18 protein-coding genes are annotated in these 18,832 nt (G+C 47.8%); 1 reads left to right on the top strand and 17 read right to left on the bottom strand.

Going from position 1 to position 18,832, the window contains the following annotated elements; all coding sequences use genetic code 11:
* Positions 1–94 precede the first annotated feature (94 nt).
* The 7 genes from yabN to pth form a co-directional block, all read right to left on the bottom strand.
* Positions 95–1,588, bottom strand: coding sequence for a bifunctional methyltransferase/pyrophosphohydrolase YabN (yabN, locus tag QVE09_RS29790; RefSeq protein WP_315939733.1), 1,494 nt, complete (start codon positions 1,586–1,588; stop codon positions 95–97).
* A 147-nt stretch (positions 1,589–1,735) separates the two neighbouring features.
* The gene (locus QVE09_RS29785) at positions 1,736–3,406 is read right to left on the bottom strand and encodes a putative polysaccharide biosynthesis protein (protein ID WP_315939732.1); all 1,671 of its coding nucleotides are present in this window, start codon (positions 3,404–3,406) and stop codon (positions 1,736–1,738) included.
* 180 nt (positions 3,407–3,586) lie between these two features.
* A complete protein-coding gene (gene spoVT / locus QVE09_RS29780) occupies positions 3,587–4,129 on the bottom strand; it encodes a stage V sporulation protein T (protein ID WP_036606123.1) in 543 nt (180 codons plus the stop codon).
* Between the two features lie 330 nt (positions 4,130–4,459).
* Positions 4,460–5,608, bottom strand: a complete 1,149-nt coding sequence (locus QVE09_RS29775) for a peptidylprolyl isomerase (protein ID WP_315939731.1) — start codon at positions 5,606–5,608, stop codon at positions 4,460–4,462.
* Positions 5,592–9,119 carry a transcription-repair coupling factor gene (gene mfd, locus QVE09_RS29770; RefSeq protein ID WP_315939730.1) on the bottom strand — a complete coding sequence of 1,176 codons (3,528 nt, stop codon included), beginning with the start codon at positions 9,117–9,119 and terminating at the stop codon, positions 5,592–5,594. The genes QVE09_RS29775 and mfd overlap by 17 nt, the downstream gene beginning before the upstream one ends.
* A gap of 273 nt (positions 9,120–9,392) precedes the next feature.
* On the bottom strand, positions 9,393–9,623 hold the full coding sequence (gene fin / locus QVE09_RS29765; protein WP_017691368.1) for an anti-sigma-F factor Fin: 231 nt from the start codon (positions 9,621–9,623) through the stop codon (positions 9,393–9,395).
* Positions 9,624–9,722: 99 nt separating this feature from the next.
* Entirely contained in the window at positions 9,723–10,283 is a 561-nt protein-coding gene (pth, locus tag QVE09_RS29760) for an aminoacyl-tRNA hydrolase (protein ID WP_315939729.1), read from the bottom strand.
* A gap of 139 nt (positions 10,284–10,422) precedes the next feature.
* On the opposite strand from pth, the gene QVE09_RS29755 reads away from it, so the two are divergent.
* Positions 10,423–10,623, top strand: a complete 201-nt coding sequence (locus QVE09_RS29755; protein ID WP_024633712.1) for a hypothetical protein — start codon at positions 10,423–10,425, stop codon at positions 10,621–10,623.
* Positions 10,624–10,913: 290 nt separating this feature from the next.
* Here QVE09_RS29755 and QVE09_RS29750 read toward each other — a convergent pair whose 3' ends face one another.
* From QVE09_RS29750 to rsmA, 10 genes are all read right to left on the bottom strand, one after another.
* Positions 10,914–11,867, bottom strand: coding sequence for a ribose-phosphate diphosphokinase (locus tag QVE09_RS29750; protein ID WP_017691370.1), 954 nt, complete (start codon positions 11,865–11,867; stop codon positions 10,914–10,916).
* A gap of 101 nt (positions 11,868–11,968) precedes the next feature.
* Positions 11,969–13,360, bottom strand: a complete 1,392-nt coding sequence (gene glmU, locus QVE09_RS29745; RefSeq protein WP_397387123.1) for a bifunctional UDP-N-acetylglucosamine diphosphorylase/glucosamine-1-phosphate N-acetyltransferase GlmU — start codon at positions 13,358–13,360, stop codon at positions 11,969–11,971.
* Between the two features lie 76 nt (positions 13,361–13,436).
* Positions 13,437–13,631, bottom strand: coding sequence for a hypothetical protein (locus QVE09_RS29740; RefSeq protein ID WP_124118801.1), 195 nt, complete (start codon positions 13,629–13,631; stop codon positions 13,437–13,439).
* Positions 13,632–13,714: 83 nt separating this feature from the next.
* The gene (gene spoVG / locus QVE09_RS29735) at positions 13,715–13,999 is read right to left on the bottom strand and encodes a septation regulator SpoVG (RefSeq protein ID WP_017691372.1); all 285 of its coding nucleotides are present in this window, start codon (positions 13,997–13,999) and stop codon (positions 13,715–13,717) included.
* A gap of 188 nt (positions 14,000–14,187) precedes the next feature.
* On the bottom strand, positions 14,188–15,015 hold the full coding sequence (gene purR, locus QVE09_RS29730; RefSeq protein WP_017691373.1) for a pur operon repressor: 828 nt from the start codon (positions 15,013–15,015) through the stop codon (positions 14,188–14,190).
* 97 nt (positions 15,016–15,112) lie between these two features.
* Positions 15,113–15,967 carry a 4-(cytidine 5'-diphospho)-2-C-methyl-D-erythritol kinase gene (gene ispE, locus QVE09_RS29725; protein ID WP_315939727.1) on the bottom strand — a complete coding sequence of 285 codons (855 nt, stop codon included), beginning with the start codon at positions 15,965–15,967 and terminating at the stop codon, positions 15,113–15,115.
* A gap of 149 nt (positions 15,968–16,116) precedes the next feature.
* On the bottom strand, positions 16,117–16,293 hold the full coding sequence (locus QVE09_RS29720) for a small, acid-soluble spore protein, alpha/beta type (protein WP_017691375.1): 177 nt from the start codon (positions 16,291–16,293) through the stop codon (positions 16,117–16,119).
* Between the two features lie 249 nt (positions 16,294–16,542).
* Positions 16,543–16,818 (bottom strand): biofilm formation stimulator Veg, encoded by a 276-nt coding sequence (veg, locus tag QVE09_RS29715; protein WP_017691376.1) that lies wholly within the window; start codon positions 16,816–16,818, stop codon positions 16,543–16,545.
* 153 nt (positions 16,819–16,971) lie between these two features.
* Complete coding sequence (yabG, locus tag QVE09_RS29710) at positions 16,972–17,868, bottom strand: sporulation peptidase YabG (protein WP_017691377.1); 897 nt, start codon at positions 17,866–17,868, stop codon at positions 16,972–16,974.
* Between the two features lie 59 nt (positions 17,869–17,927).
* Positions 17,928–18,830: a 16S rRNA (adenine(1518)-N(6)/adenine(1519)-N(6))-dimethyltransferase RsmA gene (gene rsmA, locus QVE09_RS29705; protein ID WP_272907837.1), complete on the bottom strand. Its 903-nt coding sequence runs from the start codon at positions 18,828–18,830 to the stop codon at positions 17,928–17,930.
* Positions 18,831–18,832 lie beyond the last annotated feature (2 nt).

The raw sequence follows: 18,832 nt of genomic DNA, 5'->3' as shown, positions 1-18,832 counted from the left end.
AGTCAACACAGCTGAACACATGTTCGTATATCATAACACACTGCATAACATGATGGAATAAGGTTTGTTGGTATTTTCCAGAAAATTGAACCCGTTATAATCCTGCCTTCTTCGCATCCTGCCAGAATTGCTCCATCTCTTCTACATTGCTATCTGCTGGTTTTCTTCCCTGTTCACGAAGACGGTCCTCAATGTACTGGAAACGCCCAATGAATTTGCGGTTCGTCGCAGCAAGTGCCTCTTCCGGGTCCGTATCGATGAATCTTGCAACGTTCGCTGCTGCGAATAATAAATCACCCAGTTCGAGCTTCCGTTCTTCCGCAGACTGGCCTTGTTGCACCGCTTCCTTCAACTCCGCCAGTTCTTCCTCGATCTTGGCAAACACACCTTCAACATCATCCCAGTCAAAGCCAACTTTAGCTGCTTTCTTCTGTAACTTGTATCCCTTCATCAATGCAGGCAAGTCACGCGGTATACCGTCCAGCACGGAAACGTTCTGCTGATCCTGGCCCTTACGCTTCTTCTCCTCTGCTTTCATCTGTTCCCAGTTCTGAAGAGCTTCATTCGCATCTTCTGCATGATGTTCACCAAAAACATGTGGATGGCGGAAGATCAGCTTATCATTCAACCCTTCGATGACATCATACACATTAAATGTGCCCACTTCTTCTTCCATCTGGGAATGCAATAAAATCTGCAGCAGCAGATCACCCAGCTCTTCTTTCATATGATCAGGGTCATCCTCATCAATTGTCTCAATGACTTCATAAGTCTCTTCAATCAGGTTTTTGCGAATGGACTGATGCGTCTGCTCTTGGTCCCATGGACAGCCACCCGGGCTGCGAAGAATATTCACGATCTCATGCAAACGTGCGAAGGATCGGCGACGCAAGGCATCATCCATGTTCTTCGGTACATAGATCAGTGACAGATTGCCGTACCCTTCGATCCGATCCAGTTCGTGTAGCGGAATTTTGTAAATGACCTCCTGGCCCTGTACACCCAGTGCATGACCGACAAATACGGGATAATCATCCGGGTAAACATCCATCAGGCACAGCTTCACGTCCGAAGCAGTGAACACATCGTAGACTTGTCCGATCAACGTATGTAGCTGTGGTTGTACCAGTTCTGTGTTCAGGCTGCTGGCATCCAGCAGTTGAAAGCCTTCAATCGGGTCGAATCCAAGCCGGATAAAGGCTTCGTCCAGGAAGCTCTCTCCGCCCATGACACGCAGTGAAATACCCATCTGCGGACAACGCTCTTTGAGCAGGCGCACACTTGCTTCTGCCACCATCGGATGACCAGGTACGGCATACACAATCTCGGTTCCAGCCTCACCCTTGCGAGCGGCTTCTATGAGTTGATTCGCGATCTCATCATATACTTCGGGGAAGGAGGACTTCGCCTCATAGATAGCATCAAATGATGTCATCTCTAGCCCCTCTTGCTTCAGATCATTCAATACGGGATGATCCAGGGTACGTACATATAGCGTAGCTGCATGTTTCATTTTTTTGATAATACCTACGGTCAGTTGGTCTGCATCTCCAGATCCAAGACCCACTACGGTTAAAGCTGCACTCATTACGTAAACCTCCATCCGGACTATCCTGTTGCAAGCTTACAATTATCGTGCTGAACAGGACTAATTACACGTATTATAACAGAATCATTCGATATCCTATAATTGCATATTAGCTGTGCTGGATGCAGAAGCACCGTGAGCATGGAGCTAGTGCAGCACACGCAGTCTGCGCAGCAGCTTGGCAAGGCGAGGCCCCAACTTGGGCACAGCCGCCAGCTCCGCGGCGGTCAGTAGCCCTGTCCGGGCGGCCGCCAGCAAGAACACGGCCGAGCCTGCGGCAATGCCCAGCAGGCTCACGCCCATTGCGGCCAGCCTGCGGTCGGCCGCGATACCCATGCCGCCGAGTAACGCTTCGGCAGCCCAGGCCATGCCTACCGCCGCCAGACTCATGGCGGCGATCACCAGCGCCGGCTTCGCCAGGACGGCGCCAGGGGCAGGGCGCAGGGCGACAAGTCGCGCCAGCAGCGCCACATTCAGGCCAGCCGCCAGCATGTAGGCGACTGCGCCTGCCAGGGCCGCGCCGCTGATGCCCAGCGCCGGCACAAGCATAACGTTCAGCAGCGCCTTGACGCCTGCGGCGGCCAGCATGCTGAACGCGGGTGCGCGTACGGCGCCGAGGCCTTGCAGCAGCGCCGCCGCAATTATGCTGACGGTGCTGCCCGCAGCCGTCAGCGCCATGTACCGCAGTGCTTCGGTGCCTACGGCATCTCCGTACAGCATGCGGTTAATCGGCTCCGCCAGCACCGCGAGACCCGCAGATGCCGCCAGGCCGATCAACCAGAACCAGCGCAGCGCGGGGCCTGCTTGCTGCCGGACGGCTTCTGGCCCGCCCTTTAACCGGGCTTCCGCCATCGCCGGAATAAACAGCACAGACAGTGACGTAGCCAGCATCGTCACCAGTTGAACCAGCGGCAATCCACGGTTATAGATGCCGAAGGAAACCATTGACTGAATCTCATCCAGTCCTTCTCCCCGCAACAATCGGGGCACAGTGAAGGTATCCACCAGATTCATCAGTGGTACGGCCAGCGACCCAAGACAGACGGGAATGGCATACATGAGCAGCGTCCTGATCCACTCCCCATTGGATCTTAATCGATCTGATCCAACCTCTCCACCTTTACTGCTCCATTCCGAATCCAATTGCCCGGTTCGCTCTTCCTTGCCTTTCCGCCGATGACGGACCATGTACCCTAACATGGTTAACAGCCCAACCATTCCACCAGCAACGGAGCCCATCATGGCACCAGCAGCAATAGTCTCAAGCGAAGCGTCCCGTCTCATCAACCACAGAAGCAGAACAATCATGACAGTGACACGTATCGTCTGCTCCACCACTTGCGATACTGCTGTTGGAACCATCTGCTGTAATCCCTGAAAATATCCACGCAGCCCTGTCATCACCGGTACGAACAATAACGCCCATGAAGCTGCACGAATCGATGGAACCACATTGCGATTGCCAATCATGTCAGCGATCAGCGGCGCACCTGCATACATCAAGAGCGCCATAATAAGTCCAATTCCTCCAAGCAGCACGGAAGATAACCGGATAATCCTTCTGCTCTCGTCCGGTCTTCCAAGTGCATTCTGCTCTGCTACGAATTTGGATACGGCCAGAGGCAGCCCTGCAGCAGCAAGCGTAACAATAAGCATATATAACGGATATACCGTATTGTAAATGCCAAAAACACCGTCTCCCCCCAGATTCTGCAACGGAATCTTCTGAAAAGCACCAATAATTTTAGAGATAATGGCAGCAAGCCCAAGTACAAATGCACCCTGTAGCAGCCTTGAGCCTGTAGACGGTTGTTTCATAATTCCCTCCCGCGTATGTCCCTGCGTTCTAATCCTTCTAAGCATACCTTGCTATTATAACTGCCTGAAGGCACACAGACTAACTCTGAACCATGACACCCGTCTGGATCAACTCCTTGTCCCTTAAAATGCAAAAACTCCCGTATGCCCAATTCAGGGCACCAGGAGTTGATCTGCGGTCTATTGTTCCATTTGCTTGCCAAGGAAACCAGCAGCTGTCTCGGACATCTTCACTTCCATCTGAGACATCTTCACCGATTCATCCTTATTGAACAGGATCACCGTTCCGATGGGGTCACCACCTGAAATAATCGGCGCAATAACAAAAGAGGATAACGTCTCGTCATGATCTTTGCTAAGTTCATAAGAACCGTTGTTTGTTTCCAAAATGGTCTTCCTGTTTTCCATACATCCCTCTAACAGTTGACCTACCTGCTTGTCCAAATATTCTTTCTTGGAGCCGCCTGCCACCGTGATAATGGTATCCCGGTCAGAAATCATTGTTACATGTCCTGTACTCTCATACAGGGATTCTGCATATTCTTTGGCAAAATCACCAAGTTCGCCAATTGGCGAATATTTTTTAAGGATAACTTCTCCATCACGATCCACGAAAATTTCCAGTGGATCACCTTCACGAATACGTAACGTACGACGGATTTCTTTTGGAATGACCACACGACCAAGGTCATCTATACGGCGGACAATACCAGTAGCTTTCATTTCACATGTTGCCCCACTTTCTCGAGAAGATTTTTCAACTACTGTTCCTTAATGGGTAGAGGAAAGTCCCAGAACGTTTAGTGTGATATCTTGACCATAGTATTCATCTGTTCCCATTTCCTTATACATGCTTCGGAGAATATAGTTGTGTAACTTTTGAAGAAGGCGACCATGTACCCATACGGCTTGAATATATACAAGAAGAAGCAAGGAGGAGGTCCTAAGTCCTCCCCTTGCTTCTCTGCATGGTTGTCCATATTTACGTAGTACAAGGCATTCATTCGGGCGGATTTAACCCTGAACGTATGCTAACACAGCAATTTTACCAGCTTACTTACTGCTTGTACCTTCATCTGTAGTTGCATCTTTGTCTGTTCCAGTCGTACCTTGGTCAGTCTTGGTATCCGTACCTGTGGAGCCATCCGTTTTTGGTTCGGTTGTTTTCTCTCCTTCAGTTCCTGTACCCGTTGTACCTTCAGTTGTGCCTTCTTCAGCTTTTTCTGTTTTTGGCAACTTCACTTCTTTTACGATTTTGTCCAATTCATTTTGCATGAACGTATCGATCTCAGCAGCTGCCAATTGGCTCTTCAGACTTTCTTTTTGCTCAGCCGTCAATTTGGTGAAGTCGGCTTCAGTACGAGCTTCCACTTTCATGATGTGGTAACCGTACTCCGTCTCAACCGGATCACTGATTTTGTTCAGTGGCAATGTTTTTGCAGCTTCCTTGAATGCATCTACCCAAGTGGATACTGGTGTATTTTCATACAGTCCGCCCTTTTCAGCAGAACCTGGATCTTCTGAATATTTTTTTGCAATTTCAGCAAAATCAGCTCCGCCATCCAACTTGGCTTTTACTTCTTTTGCAATTTTAAGTGCATCTTCTTTTTTACGCTCTTTTTGTGTTTTTGGATCTGTGAAGTTAATCAGCACGTGACGAACCGAAGCGGTTGTGAATTGATCTTTGTTTTTCTCAAACTCAGCCTTGATTGCATCGTCCGTAACGCCTGTTTCTTTGTCTTTGATTACTGTCATGATCCGAGTCATGTAGTCTTTAATGTTATCGTCTGTCAGGTTCTGAGCTTTGAGCATTTCTGTCCATTGATCTGCCTGAACAGAAGCTTTCATTTTATCGAATTGCTCAGTTGCCGCCTTGGCACCCGCTGTTTTGGCTTCTTCCGTTGCTTTGCCACTCAGATATTCATAAGCAACTTCCTGTTTCACCAAATACTCTTTGAAATCGTCCATATCCATCATTTGTGCATACTCCGGATAGAGGAATTTCATGACACGTTGCTCCATGTCGAATTCATTGGCTGTAATGGTACCACCATCATACGTAGCGACTACAGCACTTGTATCCGTCGTTTCCGGTGTTTTTGCTTCTTCCTTCTTGCCACATGCAGCAAGCAGCGATAAGGATAGTACTGCGACCATGCTCACAGACAGTACTTTTCCTACTTTTTTATACTTTGGTAACATCTTTTAGTTCCCCCTTTGATTTAAAAGCAGTTTTCATGGACTCCAGAATTTTCTCTACCAGCTCCATCAGTTGCTTATCCCCAAGCCCCTTGCCTTTAGCGTGAATCAGCATATGGGGTCCTTGTTCAAATTGTACACGTCTTTCGAACTGATTTCCAATGTGCGCGATTTTCGAGAGTTCAAAGGCATGTTCACGCCCTTCATAAAACTTCACGGTAATGTCCTCACCACGTTGGGAAATGGACTCAATACCGTAGATTTTGCCGTATACTTTCATCCGCGCAACAGCCAGCAGGTTGATGACGGCTTCCGGAAGATCACCGAATCGGTCAACCAATTCGTCTTCCAACTCCATCGCATCTTCGAAGGATGCAATAACCGCCACTTTTTTGTAGATCTCAATCTTCTGAATACTGTCATAGATATAATCGGACGGCAAGTAGGCATCGATACTGAGATCCAGGGTTGTGTTCCACTGGTCTGAAGGTACCGGCTCTTCGCCAAGCATCGTAACTTTGCGTTTGTTGATCTCCTCCGCAAGCATCTGGGAATACAAATCAAACCCGACGGAAGCGATAAAGCCATGCTGCTCCGCTCCTAGCAGATTTCCCGCACCACGAATCGACAAGTCACGCATGGCAATTTTGAATCCTGAACCCAGTTCGGTAAATTCTTTGATCGATTGCAGACGTTTCTCAGCAACTTCAGTAAGCACTTTATCCCGTTGGTACGTAAAATAGGCATACGCAATACGGTTGGAACGACCCACACGTCCGCGCAGCTGATACAGCTGGGAGAGTCCCATTTTATCCGCATCATGTACGATCAGTGTATTTACGTTCGGAATATCTACCCCGGTCTCGATGATACTTGTGCTCACAAGCACGTCATATTCACCATCCAGGAAGTCCAGAATCGTTTTCTCCAGCTCTGTTTCCGACATCTGACCATGTCCCACACCAACCTTGGCTTCAGGGACAAGTTCAGAAATTTCGGCAGCCATCTCCTGAATTCCCTGAACACGGTTGTAGAGGTAATACACTTGCCCACCACGGGCAAGCTCACGCTCAATGGCTTCACGTACAAGCGCCTGGCTGTGTTCAACCACATAGGTCTGCACCGGGAAACGATTCTCTGGTGGAGTCTCAATAACGGACAGATCACGAACACCCAACATTGACATATGAAGCGTACGCGGAATCGGCGTTGCCGTCAGAGTCAGCACGTCCACATTGGTTTTCAGCTTCTTCAGTTTTTCCTTATGGGTTACACCGAAGCGCTGTTCTTCATCAACAATGAGCAGTCCCAGGTCCTTGAACACCAGATCCTGCGACAACAATCGATGCGTCCCGATGACAATATCCACTGTGCCTGCCTTGATGCCTTTGGCTGTTTCATTCTGCTCTTTACGGGAGCGGAATCGGCTAAGCACATGAATGTTGAACGGATAACCGGAGAACCGCTCACGGAACGTCTCAAAATGCTGCTGTGCCAAAATCGTTGTTGGGACGAGTACCGCCACCTGTTTGCCTTCAATAGCTGCTTTAAATGCAGCCCGAATAGCGACCTCGGTTTTGCCGTAACCAACATCCCCACACAATAAACGGTCCATTGGACGGTTTTGTTCCATGTCCTTCTTGATTTCTTCGATCGCACGCACCTGATCACGTGTCTCATCGTAAGGGAACATGTCCTCAAACTCCTGCTGCTCCGCAGAATCCTTGTCGAATCCAAACCCTTTGGAGGTCTGACGCTCGGCATACAGCTTGATCAGATCATCAGCAATATCCTGTACGGATGTGCGGACTTTATTTTTAACCCGTGTCCACTCATTGCCGCCCAGCTTGTATATTTTCGGTTCTTTCTCTTCGGAGCCAACATATTTCTGAATCAGATCGATCTGCTCAATAGGTACAGACAGTTTGTCTCCACCCGCATAGAGAATATGCATGTAGTCCTTATGAATACCGCCAACCTCGAGGGTGCCGATCCCCAGGTACTTACCAATCCCGTGGTTCTGGTGAACGACATAATCGCCCACTTTTAGCTCGCTATAGGATTTGATCCGTTCAGCATTGTCTACATTCCGAATTGGTTTGCGTACTTTACGCTGTTTTTGCGAGAACATCTCGCCCTCGGTCACGACAGCCAAATGAATGGACGGCATTTCAAATCCCGTTTGCAAATTACCGATCATCATCTCTGGCTCTGGAATATCATAGTCCATCAGTACCCGGCGCATCCGCTCGAGTCGCTCCTCACCGTTCGCCAGCATGAGCACTTGGACTCCGGCCTTCTGCCAACGCTCCATCTCTGCCTTCAGTACGTTCATCTGTCCATGGAAATCCTGCATGCCACGACTTATGAAGTTCAGAATGTTTTGTGGTTGAGTGTGTGGAACTTGGCGCAAAAAGATCGACATAAACAGCGTCTGGAATGGACGCTCATACAAGAGTTCATCACCGTCTGCGGATAATGGAAGATCCGGAAGTGTTTTTCCGTTTTGCATCAAATGCAGATTCCACTCCGATTCATCACGGTCCAGCTGTTTTGATGTCTCCGATAGTCTGGCAGGCTCATCTAGGACCAGCAGGGTATCTTCTGGCATATAGTCGTAGATCGTTTTGTTCTCCGGATAGAGCGGAGAAATATATTTATACATTTCGGAGAAATACACGTGCTCCCGCAAAAGCTCGATCTCCCGGTGAATTTCTTCACGAAGACGCAGCTTCGCCTGCCGGTCCGTCATTTTCTCCAGCTGTTGCTCCAGCAAAAGGGCAGCCGCATCGGCAGCCTTTTCCATCCGTTCACGGTCTGCGATTAACTCCTTGCATGGCAGAACCGTAATTTCTTCAATCCGTTCAATTGAACGCTGATCCGCTGGATCAAATGTCCGAATGGAGTCGATCTCATCATCAAATAACTCCACCCGATATGCGATCGATGAAGTAACCGGATAGAAATCGATGATACCTCCGCGTACACTCATCTCACCACGAGATTCCACGCGCTCCACACGCTCATATCCGAGCTTTACCATCTCCAGCAGGAAGGAGTCCAGTTGAAGTGTGTTGCCCTGTTTAATCAAAATTCGAGCATTAGCCATCACTTCCGGAAGCGGAACATAACGTCTTACCCCGGAAAACGGAATAACAACAACGCCCCGGAATCCCTGGGCGCAGCGGACCAACACATCAATACGCTGACCCAATGTTTCCGGGCTGGAAACAGCAGCTTCAGCAGCGACAAGTTCGTTGGCAGGATAGATCAACACCTGATCAGGTGAAAGCGCTTCCTGTAAATCTTCTGCAATTTTTTGGGCTGAAAACATATTGTGCGTTACTACGAGCAATGGTCGGTTCATTTCCTGATGCAGAGCAGCCAGCATAATCTGACGCGCCGAACCGGATAGACCCGAAACCAATTGTTCCTTCATGCCGGACTTGATTCCGGCTGTAATGGACCCGAAGTCCGGATCTTTGGAAAAAGCCTGTATAAGTGCTTGTAACAAAAGGGGCACCTCTCTTATAACTTACTTGATTATCTCACGCATACGCGTAGCATCACTATTAAAATGGATACAAATTCCTTTTTGTCCTGTTTCATCATATCGGATTACTCGCAACATTGCCACATCTGTTGATGCGGCTGAGCCTGATTTCGAGATAGCGATGGCTTTCATGCCAACTGAAAAGAAGCCTCAGCAGGCTGCCAAGGCTATAAAAGGTGGAGCGTTATTACGCAACCGTCCTCAACTGTCATTCGATCCTGTTACAGGCGATGTCTACTGAAGCGGACTCGCGAGCAGGCTAAGCTCCGGATTGTGCTCCAGGGCTTCCTTACAGTAATCACATGTAATCCGAACGGTAATGTCACCACCGGAATTATACGCTATTATATCCCTCCGCTCGTCGGGGGTCAAGAAATGAAAGCCGAGCTCTACTTCCGTTATCCGGGCAGAATCGATTCGTCCAATAAAGGTACGGCAATGCCTACATACGTAATTCACTGACATGTTTATGCCTCCTGAACATGGTTTATACATCCAGTATGTCCAGTATGGCTGAATCGAACCCGTCTTTGTATGATCATTTTACCAGTATCTCTTACAAAATTAACCGTTAAACTTTGCCATCGTTTGTTCAAACGTATGGGTTAAGCTATGCTCTAGGGCATCACATGTTTGTTCAATGGTCTGATCCAGGGCTTCCTTTTCTTTCTTCATGAATGTCGAGAGTACATAATCAACAATGGCATGTCCTGGTTCAGGCCGGGATATTCCCATGCGTACCCGGTTAAACTGCTGTGCACCGGTATGCTGAATAATGGACTTAATTCCATTATGTCCACCTGCACTACCTTGGTAACGCAATCTGACTTTGCCAATCTCTGTATCCATGTCATCGTACACAACAATCAGATCTTCAAGACTAACTTTATAAAAATCCATATATGCTCGAACCGATTCACCAGACAAGTTCATATAGGTCATTGGTTTGATCAGCACGGTTTTCACACCGCCAATATTGCCTTCTCCAATCAGCGCTTTACATTTATTCTGTGTAATGGAGATATTATGACGATCCGCCAACCGATCCAGTGCCATAAAACCGATATTATGACGAGTTTTGGCATAGTTCGAGCCTGGATTTCCGAGTCCGACAATCCACTTCATCTTGTTCCCTCCTTCGGATTAGCCTGATGTGAGGCATAGACTTCGAATCTTATATTTCATATAATATCAAGAAAGTAAAGATCGATTTACTGTAGTGTTCACAGTTCATATTTTATCGACCCAGGAAGGTGAGCGGGTTTTGCGCGAAGACAACGGACAACTGACTCAACATAGCGATTTTATCTATCATCTCGAATATCACGTACCTGTACAGGTATACGACCGCGACACCCATATTGAGATTGGTCTAATCACACGTTTCGATAATCAATTCGTCGAAATTGCCGACACGCTTTTTCATCGGCGTCGTTTCCGATTTATCTCCCGCCCCGGGTATTAACCATATAAGATGAACGAACCATTTTACACTGGATCACTGCGCGTGCAGAAAAATCTTCCGATCGCTGTTAAGTCGAACCATATGCTTCCGAAGCATTTTTCTTTCAGAAAGCTTTTAACTTCACTTCTTCAGATCTTTTCTGCCCTCTCCGTTATTGTGTAAATTAGTAGTTCAAATTATATGGACTGACCAGCGTCTGTTTCACTTTTAATAAAACGGCACGCCGACAGGGGTTACATTTTCCATTGAACCGGAAAACGTAACCCCTCTACTACTTTATGCAGACATCCTTATTCAATTTCAAACAGCTTGCTGATTGACAATTCCTCATGAACCCGGATAATCGCTTCTCCGAGCAAAGGCGCTACAGACAACACTTTGAGTTTGCTTGTCGGATTAGCATGCGTAATTGGAATCGTATCCGTTACGATGACTTCCTTCAATGGTGCATTCTCCAAACGTTCCATCGCAGGTCCGGACAATACCGGGTGAGTACAGCACGCGTATACTTCTTTTACGCCGCCTTCCATCAGAGCATTCGCTCCCAGTACAATCGTTCCCGCCGTGTCAATAATGTCATCGATCAGGATGGCTGTTTTACCCTCGATGTTACCGATAATGTTCATCACTTCGCTCACATTCGGCTCAGGACGACGTTTATCGATAATCGCCAGGGGTGCATTCAGGAAATCAGCCAGTTTACGTGCGCGCACTACGCCACCGTGGTCAGGCGACACAACAACCGGATTTTCGATCTGTTTCGACCGGAAATATTGAGCCAGAATTGGCACGCCAAGCAAATGGTCGACCGGAATGTCGAAGAATCCCTGGATCTGCATTGCATGCAAGTCCATCGCGATGACACGGGTTGCACCCGCTTTTTCAATCAGGTTAGCAACCAGTTTCGCTGTAATCGGGTCACGCGAACGTGCCTTGCGATCCTGTCTTGCATAGCCATAGTAAGGAATAACGACGTTAATCGTCTTGGCAGATGCCCGTTTGAGTGCGTCAATCATAACGAGCATTTCCATCAGGTTATCATTAACCGGCAAGCAAGTGGACTGCACGATGTAAACGTGACAACCCCGAACACTCTCGGAGAGTTTCACTTGAATCTCGCCATCACTAAAGCTGGTTGTGTGAGATTCACCCATAGGGATCCCGATATAATCAGCAATTTGATGGGCAAGCTTGGGGTTAGAATTGCAAGTAAATATTTTTAATTTCGAATCAAAATAAGTCATAAAATAAAAACCCTCCGTGCTGGTTCATTGGAATCTATAAGCGTCTGCGACATGTCGGCACCTCCCGGATCTTCGGGAGGCAATCTTGTTATCAAAACCCCTTATTGGGGTTTGGCATTTTGTTTCTTGGCTTTGGCACGTCCGCGAATCTTCTCCGCATAACCAGGTTTATTCTCCTGACGTGGACGAGCAATGGCCAGATCATTCTCGGGAACGGAATGGGTAACGGTGGAGCCAGCAACGACATAAGCGCCTTTTCCTACCGTAATCGGTGCAATCAGATTGACGTTGCTTCCTACAAAAGCATTATCTTCAATCGTTGTCACAGCTTTATTATAACCATCATAATTGACAGTTATTGCCCCGCATCCAACATTTACGTTTTTCCCTACTTTGGCATCTCCAATATAGCTGAGATGAGATACTTTGGAACCTTCGTCAATTGTAGCATTTTTCACTTCAACAAAGTCACCAATTTTTACGTTGCGGCCCAGTTTAGTACCTGGACGTAAATTAGCATATGGACCAACCGTTGCATCAGAACCCACTTCGGCATTGGATACTACCGAATGTTTAATCGTAACTCCGTCCTGAATAACGCTGTCTTCCACATCTGCCTGAGGACCAATATGACATGCTTCACCAATGGAAGTTGTGCCTTTGAGGATCGTCCCCGGGTACAGTACTGTATCTGCTCCAATCGTAACATCCGCTCCGATATATGTCGATGACGGATCAATGATTGTTACACCGTTCAACATATGGCGTACTGCCAAACGTTCACGCATGAAGGCTTCGGCTTGCGAAAGTGCGAGTCGGTCATTAACCCCGATGGATTCTGCGATGTCATCCGACATGTAAGCCTCGACCACTTCTCCATCATTGCGGAAAATGCCAACGACGTCTGTGAGATAATACTCTCCCTGAGCGTTCTGGTTCGTCACTTTTTCCAGGGCAGCGAACAATTTTGCATTATCGAAACAGTATGTGCCCGTGTTAATCTCATTCACAGCATCTTCCTGCTCTGTGCAATCCTTTTGTTCCACAATCCGTTGTACAGATCCATCTTCTCCACGAATAACGCGGCCATAACCTTTGGGATTGTCCAACTGAGCCGTAAGAACTGTGGCTGCTGCTCCGCTGCTCTCATGGAGCTTCATCAGACCTTCCAACGTCTCACTGGTCACAAGCGGTGTATCCCCACAGACCACAATTGTAGAGCCTGTTTCGCCGCCAAGCAAAGATTTAACCTGCTTCACTGCATGACCTGTACCCAATTGTTCTGCCTGGAGTGCATACTCCGCTCTGGAACCCAAAAATGACTGCACCGCTTCGGCACCATGACCGACTACAACTACACTGCGTTCAACGCCTGCGCTGAGTGCTGCATCCAGCACATGTCCAACCATAGGTTTACCGCATACGGGATGCAGTACTTTGTACAATTTTGATTTCATTCGTTTTCCTTGCCCTGCGGCAAGAACGATTGCCATTCGTTTCAAAATTAACGACCTCCTGTTCTGAAAATCCCATTGAAATGCTTGCTGATCTATATCCAATGAGTATCGTTCAGCCGGCTTCAAGCCGGTCCTGTTCATCGCCTGCTGTCTCTGTAATCACACGTAACAACGCGGACACCAACGAATCGTGACCTATATGTATACGCCGTGTACCTGCGAGCTTAACCGAATCCCAATGATTCCTAAGATGCCGCCCTGCCACCAAGCGCACGATGCGCTTTTTGTTCTCTGCTAATAAACTCAATACTGAATATATCTTATTCCGGTCAAAAAGAAAAGAGAGCCATAAGACATGGCTCTCTTTTCCTTCGAACCCCAATAATGTTCTCAGGCACCTTCTTCAATGACTTCTTCCTCAGTTGCCGCACGATCGTATTCAGTCAAAACTGCTGCCTGAATCTTCTCACGCGTACCGGAAGAGATCGGGTGGGCGATATCACGGAACTCTCCATCAGGAGTACGCTTGCTCGGCATAGCAACAAACATTCCGTTGTTACCATCAATGACACGAATGTCATGAACGACGAATTCGTTATCGATGGTAATGGATGCGATAGCCTTCATTCTCCCCTCCGAGTTAACACGGCGGAGTCTGACATCCGTAATTTGCATGTGTGTGTTCACCACCTTTTTCCATCAGAACTTGGTGTATAATTCCACACAGCATATACGAACTCCTTCTTTTTATAACCACAAAAATTTCCTAATTTCAGGAATTTTTTTATTTAATACACAATTCGACAACGTTCATGCCAGGTCGATGGAAAAGACCTTTTAACGACATAACATTCGTCATCTTTCTACAGGTCAAAATAGTTGCCAGGCTTGACGGAAATCTGTCTGCTCTTGGCATCGACCGCTGTCAATTTCGCCAGAGATACATAATCTGTTAGCAAGCGTTCTTCTGAATCTACAGAACCAGATTCCACCAGTACCCCTACCCCGGCAACTGTAGCATTAAACTCGGCCAAAAGATCGATCATTCCTTGCACCGTACCCCCGGCCTTCATGAAGTCATCCACAATAAGTACTCTGGAATGCTCACGCATCGCCCTACGAGAGAGGGACATGGTATGCAGACTTTTATGGGACCCGGATACATAATTGATACTTACGGCCGATCCTTCTGTAGCCTGATGGTCCCTGCGTACGAGCACGACAGGCAGGTTGAGCTGGGCTCCGGTCGCATAAGCCAGTGGAATTCCTTTGGTTTCTACCGTCATAACCACATCAATATTCATATTGCCAAAGGCCGTTGCAAAAATCTTGCCGGCTTCATTCATCAATGCGGGCTGACCAAGCAAGTCGGACATGTACAGGTATTCTCCAGGCAAAATCCGATCAGGTTGCGCGAGCTGGGTCGAGAGCCGCTCCGCAAATGCCAGTGCCAGTTCTCGGGATACCTTCGGAATCCATCTTACTCCCCCGGCTGCTCCAGCCAGTGTATGCAGTTCTCCTGACCCACCTTCTTCGAACACTTCCTTGATAATCGCCAAATCTTCACTAATTGAAGACTTCGCGGCACCATAACGTTCGGCAAATGTAGTCAACGGAATAACCGTATGCGGTCTGGACAATAAGTATTGCGTCATTTCAACCAGCCTTGCGCTTCGTTTTAACTTCTTCACAGAGATCCATCCTCACGATCACGGAAACATCCAAATCCGAATAATTATTTAAAAATATACCACCTTTATACGTGTTTGTACATTATAAAAGCGAATTTTACGTCAACATACGTACAGCGTACACTTCTTTACAGAAACCACGCAGACCATTGTATATCCGGGCAACCTTGGATTCTTTGGAGACCAGCCCAAATACTGTTGGACCGCTACCGGACATTAACACGCCGTCTGCACCCAATCGAATCATGGCATCCTTCAGATGCTGAACTTCCGGATACAGCTTCAACGTTACTTCTTCAAGCACATTGCCCATCTGGTTGCAGACTTCCGTAAATGATTGATTGCGAATGGCCTGCTCCATTTTAGCGGCACTCGGATGACGAACAATCTTGTCACTGCGGAACCGTCCGTAAACATCGGCTGTAGACACATTAATCGGAGGCTTGGCCAGAATTACCCAGCATTGCGGCGGATTAGGAATAGGAGTCAACTTCTCTCCACGGCCTGTAGCGAGCGCAGTCCCTCCTGTGATACAGAATGGAACATCCGAACCTAGTTCAGCTCCAAGCTCCTGCAGTTCGTGATCCGGTATATTCAACCGCCACAGACGGTTCAATCCACGCAGCGCTGCTGCTGCATCACTGCTGCCCCCGGCAAGTCCGGCTGCAACTGGAATCTTTTTATCCAGATGAATATGGACGCCCGTACGCACGTTATAGCGCTCCTTAATGAGTCTGGCTGCCTGAAAAGCCAGATTCTTCTCGTCCAGCGGGATATAACCTGCCTGACTGGAGATGAAAATGGTATCTCGCGGCAGCTCCGACATTTCCAGCCGATCAGCCAGATCAACCATGGTCATGATCATTTCAACTTCATGGAATCCATCGCTTCTTTTATGTAAAACGTCCAGCATCAAATTAATTTTAGCAGGCGCTTTTTCGTAAATTTTCAAGGCGTTCACCCGTCCTCACCTTTTCCCTAAGACAACTTAACATATTATATCAAAATGGGGCTGTCAAGTCATTTCTATTCCGCATCTAAAGGGAAAAAGCGGGGTTGTTCCTGAAGGATTTCCCCGCTTTTCAGTCTGCTTGAACCGGATTAAGATTTGCGGGCAGCCTGCTCAGCAAGTTGGATGGCTCTTTTCACCATGTTTCCTGCATCCTTGGCTTTAATTCCACCCCAACCTTCCTGTTGGACCGTATCATAGAAGCCAAGGTCTTTCGCGAGCTCATTCTTCAGATCCTCTGACATGACACTTCTTCTTCTGCGACTCATGAACCATCCTCCTCCAAAGTATCCTTCATAATGTGATGAGTTCGTTCACGTTTTGGACATCTTGCCAACAGGCTATATTCAGTTTCCTGCATTGCTTAAGAAACTATCCTTTCACCTGTCCATATAGTATGCCGCGACCGTTCCTCGCTCATTCCTGAGTATGTATGGGTTACGTTAGAGGGCGAATTGGTGTTTAAAAAAACAAAAAAGCGATCCGCCTTGTGGGGCGAATCGCCTGTAAATCGATACTTACGTCTCCATATAGGAGCTATGCGTCTGGCTGCCCGGGTCATAAACCATGACTTCCACCGACTCCGTAAGTATATCCGCATAACTATAAGATACTCGCTTGAAGGTTTCTTGCTCCTCATCAAGCTTAACAATAAAAACAGAAGGGTACGTTTCTTCCAATACACCCGTACGCTCAATGGTCTTACGGCGGCCACCATTAGCCCGCAACATAATTTTCTGACCAATATGTGCATCGAGATTGCGTTTGATATCCAACAGCGTGTTTTTAGCCATTGTCGACGACCACCTCTTTTCTTGTCCATTATACCGGATTTTACAGTCATTGTCAAATCAAAACTAATTATTATATCAGCATCAAAAAGTTGTTGTCAATGAATTTTTTTGCAAACAAAAAAAGCCCCAAATTGGGACTTTAAATGGCCTACATCAGACTGCCGACGGGTTCACTTTTAACGTAGATAAGTCATTCAGCCCAGGCAGACCTACCCGGTAACTCCCCCTTGTCTCGACACCACCCACACCCTGGCTGCCACTGATGGTATTGTGCAGAACATCACTCATGTTGACCGTATCCCGCACAGAGGTGAAAGAGGCCTTGGCTGCCACATAGACCGGATCAAGTGCATGAATGAGAATTCTGCCTGGAGAACTGGCAAAGTTCGCTCCAGCGCGCAGCAGTGCCTCAAAATGGGACTGACAGGCCCCTGCCACAATAGTGAGTGCGTCCAGATGGCGTTCATATTGTCTGGCCACCTGAATGGCCGACACAAAATTTTGCGAGTTCTTGTAGCTACCAAGACTATATAAGTCATAGGGCTGACGTGTCTTTAGCACCCCGTCATGACCCGTAATGACCACGATATCCGGACGTACTTTGGGTAATAAACGGTATAAGGTATCTGCCATTGCCGATTCATGGACATACTGTCCCTCTGCGGGCACACGAAGTTGCTCATAGAGATCCATACTTTTTTTCAAATAGTTCGGATCTCCATCCAGATGAAGCACCTTGCCAGGCATTTCAAAATAAGCCGGTTCCTGCTGAGCAGACCAATCCTGTACCAGACCTTCACGATTCCGCTCAGCCTGTTCCATACGATTCTGCTGCAGACGGGACAGGGTCTGATGTGCTTTAATATGCGCCTGTCTGGTTTTGGCGCTTTGTGGTTCGTAGGGAACCTGTATCAAATCGTCCACCGGGGAATCGGCAATCAGCCGGAACTCAGTCCCTTTAATGACCGCAGCATCCAACTGGAGGCCTTCCACCCGAAAAGTCACATCGCCGCCGTATGACTTCCGAACGACCAAGTCTCCGATATTCATCAACGTAATCACCTCTACCCCATCGTATGGGCAGAGGCCCGATTTGGTTCATTCAAATTTTACAGCGCTGCACGTACCCCTGCTTCCCACATTACGGTGCTGAGTGTAGCATACTCCTGCAGACTTAACGTCTCTCCACGTCGGGACGGTTGGATACCTGCCTGCTCCAGCAGAATGTCTGCCTGTTCCCGGTTCTCCTTCGTGAAGAAGCGTGCCTTCAAGTTGTTTGAGATTGTTTTTCTCCGCTGGGCAAAAGAAGCCTGTACCACTTCGAAGTAGTGTGCTTCATCCGGAATCTCCACTGGAGGTTGCTCACGCACTTTCAGCTTAATGACAGCTGATTCCACATTAGGTTGCGGAATGAAGACCGTAGGAGGCACAATACACACAAGCTCCGGCATACTGTAGTACTGAACTGCGATGCTCAGACTGCCGTAATCTTTTGATCCCGGTGCAGCAGCCATGCGTTCAGCCACTTCTTTCTGGATCATGACAACAATGCTGTCTACCGGCAGCTTCTCTTCCAGCAGTTTCATCATGATTGGCGTCGTTACATAATAAGGCAGGTTAGCCACAACACTGACTTTGTCCACGGATGCAAAATCCGTATTAAACAACTCAGCCAGATCAAGCTTTAGCACATCCCCATGATGAACACGTACATTCGAATAGGGCTGCATCACTTCTCCCAGGATGGGGATCAAGCGCTGATCAATCTCTACGGCAGTGACAGGACCAGCTACCCGAGCGAGTCGCTCTGTAAGGGCTCCAATGCCCGGCCCGATCTCCAGTGCGCCCTTAGACTCGTCCAAATCGGCTGCATTAACAATTTTGTTCAGTATATTTTGATCAATCAGAAAGTTCTGACCCAGACTTTTCTTGAATGAGAATCCGTGTCTTTGAATAATCTCTTTGGTTCGCTTGGGCGTTGCAATTTCTATCGTCTCTTCCATGTCCTTCATAT

The organism is Paenibacillus sp. ClWae2A, from assembly GCF_032452295.1.
Classification (GTDB): domain Bacteria; phylum Bacillota; class Bacilli; order Paenibacillales; family Paenibacillaceae; genus Paenibacillus.
Note: the sequence above shows the minus strand (reverse complement) of the source record. Positions and strands in the feature narration are given on the sequence as shown.